General features: G+C 69.0%; 3 protein-coding genes and 4 pseudogenes. 5 read left to right on the forward strand and 2 right to left on the reverse strand.

Annotated features, from left to right (window positions below; translation table 11 throughout):
- Positions 1-140 precede the first annotated feature (140 nt).
- From ABD335_RS11935 to ABD335_RS11945, 3 genes and pseudogenes are all read left to right on the forward strand, one after another.
- Complete coding sequence (locus ABD335_RS11935) at positions 141-1,163, forward strand: PLL family lectin (RefSeq protein ID WP_344322226.1); 1,023 nt, start codon at positions 141-143, stop codon at positions 1,161-1,163.
- Positions 1,164-1,354: 191 nt separating this feature from the next.
- Positions 1,355-1,687 (forward strand): hypothetical protein, encoded by a 333-nt coding sequence (locus ABD335_RS11940; RefSeq protein ID WP_344322228.1) that lies wholly within the window; start codon positions 1,355-1,357, stop codon positions 1,685-1,687.
- Between the two features lie 376 nt (positions 1,688-2,063).
- Positions 2,064-2,973 (forward strand): annotated as a pseudogene (locus ABD335_RS11945) (IS5 family transposase).
- 121 nt (positions 2,974-3,094) lie between these two features.
- Here ABD335_RS11945 and ABD335_RS11950 read toward each other — a convergent pair.
- A pseudogene (locus tag ABD335_RS11950) lies at positions 3,095-3,262 on the reverse strand (IS630 family transposase); the annotation flags it as partial.
- Between the two features lie 94 nt (positions 3,263-3,356).
- Complete coding sequence (locus tag ABD335_RS11955) at positions 3,357-3,773, reverse strand: GNAT family N-acetyltransferase (protein ID WP_344322229.1); 417 nt, start codon at positions 3,771-3,773, stop codon at positions 3,357-3,359.
- A gap of 1,056 nt (positions 3,774-4,829) precedes the next feature.
- Here ABD335_RS11955 and ABD335_RS11960 point away from each other — a divergent pair.
- Positions 4,830-5,733 (forward strand): annotated as a pseudogene (locus ABD335_RS11960) (phosphotransferase).
- Positions 5,734-5,776: 43 nt separating this feature from the next.
- Positions 5,777-5,914, forward strand: a pseudogene (locus ABD335_RS11965) (IS5 family transposase); the annotation flags it as partial.
- Between the last annotated feature and the right edge of the window lie 433 nt (positions 5,915-6,347).

Consider the following 6,347-nt stretch of genomic DNA (forward strand, 5'->3'; position numbering starts at 1 on the left):
TGCCTCCGGCGCATACCGGCACGATAAGAAGATTTATGTCACCCGATTGGTTGGATTGGGTTATTTCCTGCTGAGGGTGGGCGAGGCTCGTTGTGACCTGAGGGCATTTGCCCGAACATCCTTTTGCGAGGGGGAAGTTGATGGCTGTCTCGACCACGCCGGGCACGAACTGGAAGACCAACGTCAAGCTGGACGGGGGGCTGGCCGCCGAACCGGCACCCGTCCTCAACGCCGACCGTCGGATGCAGGTGTTCGTCAAGGGCACCGACGGCGCGCTGTGGAGCAGGTGGCAGAACCGCGGTTTCACCTGGGGGGCCTGGGCCAAGCACGACGGAGCGCTCACCGACGGGATGCCGGCCCCCGTCCTGGGCAGGGACGGCAAGATCCGGGTCTTCTACCGCACCCCGGACGACTTGCTGCAGGTGATCACCCAGAACGGCGTCAACGGCGCTTTCGGCGCCCCGGTGGAGCTGGCGCGGAACATCGGCAGCGACCCGGTGGCCGCCCTGGGGGCCGACGGCCGCATCCACGTCTTCTTCCGCGGCAGCGACAACGCCCTGTGGTACACCCGCAACCAGGGAGTGTTCTACGAGGAGTACACCGCCCCGGCCTCCCTGGGCGGAGGGCTGAAGGAGAAGCCCGCGGCGGCTCTGGACGGCTCGGGCCGCCTGGTGGTCGCCGTCCGGGGCAGCGACGACGGGCTGTGGACCATCCAGCAGAAGTCGGAGAACTCCGCCGACTGGGCCTCCTTCCAGCAGCGCACCACCGGCGTGACCGACTACCCGACCGTGGCCACCGACGCCGCCGGCCGGGTGCAGATCTTCTACCGCGGCTCCAACGGCGCCGCCTGGCGGGTCGGCCAGAACAGCGACTACCAGTCCTTCGCCGCCTCCGCCACCCTGAATGGCGGCATCACCCACCGGCCCACCGCCGCCCTCGCCCAGGACGGCCGCCTCAACGTCTTCGTCGTCGGCACCGACGGCGCCCTGTGGGTCGCGGTGCAGACCGCGGAGAACGCCGACAGCTACACCAACTTCCAGTCCCTGGGCGGCGGAGTGGGCGTCGCCACGCCCATCGCCGACCACGAGAACCTGCTGCACGCCTTCTTCCGGGGATCGGGCAGCGCCCAGCACCTGTGGGACACCGCCCAGGTGTGGGCGTAACCGTCCGCCCATCTTCCAACCGGCGGGCCGCGGGAGCGGGCCGCCGGTCCCGGTCCCTGCGCCGCACGGGCCCACCGCCCCGTGCGGGGAACAAGGCTCCGGGCCATAAGACACACGACGGTCGAACCGCAAACAAGGTGCGCAGGGCCGGCACCACCACGCAGGTCATCCGACGAGGAAAGGACAGGCCCATGGCCGCTGAGAACAAGGAACCCGTGTCCGGGCAGGACGAGGCGGGACTGGTCATGCTGGGGGAGGGAGAAGGGACCGGCTGGCGCCAGGACCCTCACGGCCCGCACACCGATGATCTGCTGCAGGGCAAGCGTGAGGTCCAGGCCGACGCCGTCGTGCCGGTGCCGGGAGCCCCCGGCGACTACTACGTCGTCGTCGGCGACCAGTACGCCCGTATCACCCCTGTCATCTCCTTCGTCGCCCACACGCCTCCCGGCGGGCCGGAGGCGGCGCCGCAGACCAGGTCCGGCCGGCAGCAGGTGGTCTTCGTCCAGCCCCCCTCCTACCACTAGGTCCTGTCTGACAAATGATCACCGAGCGGGGATGTGCATGATCGGTCCAATTGCCTTGCCGTCCTGACGCCGGCCAGCGATTCTGGGCTGGTGCCAGGACAGGGGAAAAGAAGGCGGCGACAAGAGGCCGAGAGGCAGCGGCTTGCTGCTCGCACTGCGCCGGGCGCGGGGCAGTGGGAAGTGATCGTTGAGACTCGGGATCAGGCGGAGATGCGTACGAGGTTGCGCCGCCTTCGGGAGGCAGGAGTCGACGGGTCGATGATCCGGATCGACACGCTGTGCGGGCGCCTGGCGCTGCCGACCACCTACCGGCTGAGCCGGTTTGTGGCGGACCCCGGCCGGGAGTCCGAGCCCGAGCACTCTGATCATTGATCTTGTGACAGGTCGTGGTGAGCTGACGGACGCGGCATGGGACCGAATAGCGCCCCTGCTGCCGGGCGTTGACGGGCGGGGTCGTCCGTGACGGGATCACCGGCAGGTGATCGACGGAGTGTTGTGGCGGCTGCGGACGGGTGCACCGTGGCGTGACCTGCCCGAGCGCTACGGGCCGCGGCAGACCGTCTACGAGCGCCTCGCTCGGTGGGAGCGGACGGCACCTGGGCCCGACTGTTGGAGCACGTGCAGGTCCGGGACGACTTTGTCGGAGCGGTGGAGTGGACGGTGTCGGTCGACTCCACCACCAACCGGGCTCACCAGCACGCCGCCGGCGCCCGCAAAAGGGGGCGGCGATGGGGGACGAACCGGAAGATCCGGCACGCACGGCGGCCGGCCAGGCGCTCGGCCGGTCCCACGGCGGATCGATCACCAAGGTCCATCTCGCGTGCGACGGCCGGGGCCTGCCCCCGGCCGTCGTCGTCCCTCCGGGGATCCTCAACGACTCCACCGCCTTCGACGCGGTCCTGGATGCGCTGCGGGTGCCCCGAACCGGCGTCGGGTGGCCGCGCAGCAGGCCCGACACGATCATCGCGGACAAGGCGTACTCGTCGCGGGCGATCCGCCGGTTCCTGCGGCGGCGTGGCATCCGGGCGGTGATCCCGGAACGGGCCGGTCAGAGGGCCAACCGAGTGCGGCGCGGACCGGCCGGCGGCAGACCACCGGCCTTCGACCGTGAGTTCCACAAGGCCCGCAACATCGTCGAACGCTGCTTCAGCCGGCTCGAGCAGTTCCGGGCGGTCACGACCCGCTTCGACAAACCGGCCGCCCGCTATCGGGCCGGACTCCACCTCGCGTCACTCATCTTCCGGCTCCGCGAACCCCGTCAAGATCATTTGTCGGACAGGACCTAGCCGGCCGACAGAAGGCGCCGACGCCCATCCTGCGACCTGTCCAGTGACCGTGCTGCCGCAATCGAGCAGTGCCAGACCGCAGTGCCTCCCGAAGTGGTGAACATCTGCTGTCCGCTCTCATGGACATAGCCACCTCGGCGATCTTCGTCGCGGGCATGCCCTGCGTGGACAGCAGCACCAGCTGGGCCCGTCGCCAGGTCGCCACCGACCCACTGCCCCGGCGGATGATCCGCAGCCGCCGTCTTCCCTCATCGTCCTCGATCTCGCGGACGCGTACTCGTTCTGCCACCCGCAACAGCCTGGCGGGACTACGGGCTCGGTGCGGGACCGGGGAAGCGCGCATCGCAACCGTCTTGCGCAGCAGGCCGCTCCACTCTGTGGATCTATCCCTGGTCGAAGGTCCAGACGAACACCACGTGCTTCTCTTCCGGGACGCCTCCGGCACGGTGGTAAGTCGCCCGTGCCGCCGCGTTGTCCTCGTCCGTGATCACCCACATGCCGTAGCAGTTCCGTTCGCGCGCCAGGTCGGCAAGCGCCGACGCCAGGGCCCGGCCAATACCGTGTCCGCGGAACGACTCGTCCACGCCCAGTTCGTACAGGAACATCTCGGTGCCCTTGTCCGGGTGTGTCATCTCCACGCCGGTGACCATCCCTGCCGGGACGCCATCGACATAGGCGATCAGGAGGTGGTGGCGCTCGTCCGCCAAAAACTTCCCGATCTCCTCCGGCAGAGGGGACATGTCGAAGAGATGCCCGGCGTCCTGGACAGCCTCGACCCGAGTGATGCGACGGATCTCCATGCGGGGATCCTGTCAGGTCCCGGCACGGCCGACACCGATTTTCTTCCGCGTCTGAGCTTTCCGACCCGAGAACCGGGCTTCGTGCTCGGTTCCACGAATCCGGAAACCGTCACACCGCCGATCCCCGCCCTCTTCCAAGGCGTCGACAGGGCGAACGTCGCCTGATGTGGGACTAGACACGGCTCTCGCCTGCCCCGCCTCCGGTGCCGGTCGGCCGAGACGGGGCGGCAGGGCCCGCACGTGTGAGCCGTCGAGCGCCGCGTCGTCCATGTCCGGCAGTCCCGCCTTGCGCGGTTCGGCCGGCAGGATCTCGTGCGGAGGTGGCCGGACTCCGGCCTCGGTCCCCTCCCGCGGCCGCCGCCGGACTGTCACCTCGCTGCGGCCGATCCGCTCCGTGGGCGCGTCGGCCCGGCTCACGCCCTTGCACAGCGCGTAGACGATCCCTTGCACAGCGCGTAGACGATCCTGCGCAGGGCGGTCCGGTCGTCCACCGGCAGCCGACCCGGATACCGGCGACGCCATGGCGGGCGAGGAGGGAGCAATGGGGCCACGCGGTCCCACAGGCCACCAGGCACAAGATCATTCGACGCCCGCAGAAGTCTGCCGTCGGCTCAGCCCACAACCAAGCCCTTCACCAAGCTTGTTCTGAAATGATCAATTACTGGTCGCAGGGCTCCGGCCGGCACGCCGGCGCTGGACGTCTGCCCGGAGACCGGCCGGGCCCGGCTCTCCTGCCGGCGGGCGGAGGAGATCTTCGAGGAGAACACCCGGTTGCCGGCCAACCCGCTCGCCTCGCCCGAGGACATCGAGAATCTGGACGGCTGGACACTCCACCGGCTCCGCCACAGCGCTCCCACCCACGACGCCGAGGACGGCACCTCCCCCGACGCTGCTTGCACGGTCCCGGCACGCCTCCGTCCGCTCCCTGGAGCGGTACGCCCGTCCCGGTGTCGATGCGGTCGCCCGGCATGTTGCCCAGCGCGAACTCGCCGTCCGGCGACGGGGTTGAAGCGGATGCCCTCGGCGGCTCCTCCTGCCCCGGTACTGTGACTTCGCATGACCGAAGCCGAGATCGAGATCACCGCAGACTTGATCTGTGACCTGCTGAGGGAGCAGTATCCGGACCTTGCAGGGCCGGCCATCCGCGAAGTAGCGGGCGGATGGGACAACCAGCAGTGGCGTCTTGAGGACGAGTCGGCCGTGCGCATGCCACCTACAGAACGTGCTCCGGATCTCCAGCGCAAGGAGTGCCGGTGGCTCCCTGTCCTGCCCCCGCGCTTGCCGCTCCCGGCCCCGAGCCCTGTGCGGACCGGTGAACCGTCCGCGCGCTTCCCGAAACCCTGGACCGCCGTGATGTGGGTCCCCGGCGAGCCACTGGACTCCACCTCCATCAGCCGCGACGACCACGCGGCTGACACGCCGGCGGGCTTCCTCAGGGCGCTGCATATGGAGGCGCCCGCCGAGGCGTCGATCAGTTCGGACCGCGGCGCTCACCCCAAGAAGCGCACCGAGGGCTTCGACCATTTCTTTCAAGCCGTTGCACCTGGCGACATTGCCGACGAGGTCCGGGCCGTCTGGGATGACGCCGTTGCGGCGCCCGAGTGGGAGGGCCCGCCGGTTTGGGTGCACGGTGACCTTCATCCCGCAAACGTCGTCGTCTCGGACGGGACGTTCTCGGGTGTGATCGACTTTGGTGACATGCTCGCCGGTGACCCAGCCTGGGACCTCGCGGCCGCATGGGTGGTTCTTCCCGCGGGCGCCGCCTCACGGTTCTTCGACGTGTATGCGCATGCGGACGAGGCGACGATCCGACGCGCTCGCGGGCCGGCTGCTCTGAAAAAGTCTGTTCCTCATGCTCGTGGGCCAGAACGGGGATCGGGGCCTTCCCGGTGGCGAGCCGACATGGGGTCCCGCAGGCCGGGCAGCGCTTGATCGCCTCGTGAGAGGCGGTCCGATGTAGATACCGAGCGTCGCTCACGAGGTTCTCCCACAGGCCCCGCCGGCTGACGCACCACCGCCGTCTGGCCCGCGACGACGAGACCCTCCCGCACCGCTCCGAAGCCATGATCCACCTCGCGGTGATCGACCTCATGAGCCGCCGCCTCACCGGCGAAGCCGCCCCGAACCGGCGCGGCACCTGAACCACAAACCAAATGGACGACCGAGAATCAAACGCTCACTTGGCCGTCGTCTCCGTGGGGGTAGACGACGGTGAGGACGGGGAGGTGACAGCCATGAGCTCTGACGAGACGGACGGTTTACGTGACGGGGAGCGGTGCCCGCCCTCAGGAGAAGCGACAAATGCCGGCCCTGTGCCGTCGCAGTCACGTGCCCAGACCGTCGACGGTGGCGACCAGCGTTCTACGCCATCGGCGGGTGGGGCTGATCCGGCGGCGGACCGGGATGAGGAGCAGCAGCATGAGCGAGGCTTCTGGTCCAGGCAGCACAGGAAGCTTGAAATCGCCGGCACTGCCCTTACGGTGGTCGCCGGGATCGTGGGGCTGGTCTTCTTACAGGCCATCTCATTTGGGGTGGTCGGTAGTCTGCGGGCGTGACGATCGTGGAGCGACTGGT

This window comes from Streptomyces macrosporus (genome assembly GCF_039533145.1).
GTDB lineage: Bacteria > Actinomycetota > Actinomycetes > Streptomycetales > Streptomycetaceae > Streptomyces > Streptomyces macrosporus.

Excerpts from the sequence above, each read along its gene's own strand:
- ABD335_RS11935 (WP_344322226.1), top strand. The coding sequence starts at position 141 with ATGGCTGTCTCGACCACGCCGGGCACGAACTGGAAGACCAACGTCAAG.
- ABD335_RS11940 (WP_344322228.1), top strand. The coding sequence starts at position 1,355 with ATGGCCGCTGAGAACAAGGAACCCGTGTCCGGGCAGGACGAGGCGGGA.
- ABD335_RS11955 (WP_344322229.1), bottom strand. The coding sequence starts at position 3,773 with ATGGAGATCCGTCGCATCACTCGGGTCGAGGCTGTCCAGGACGCCGGG.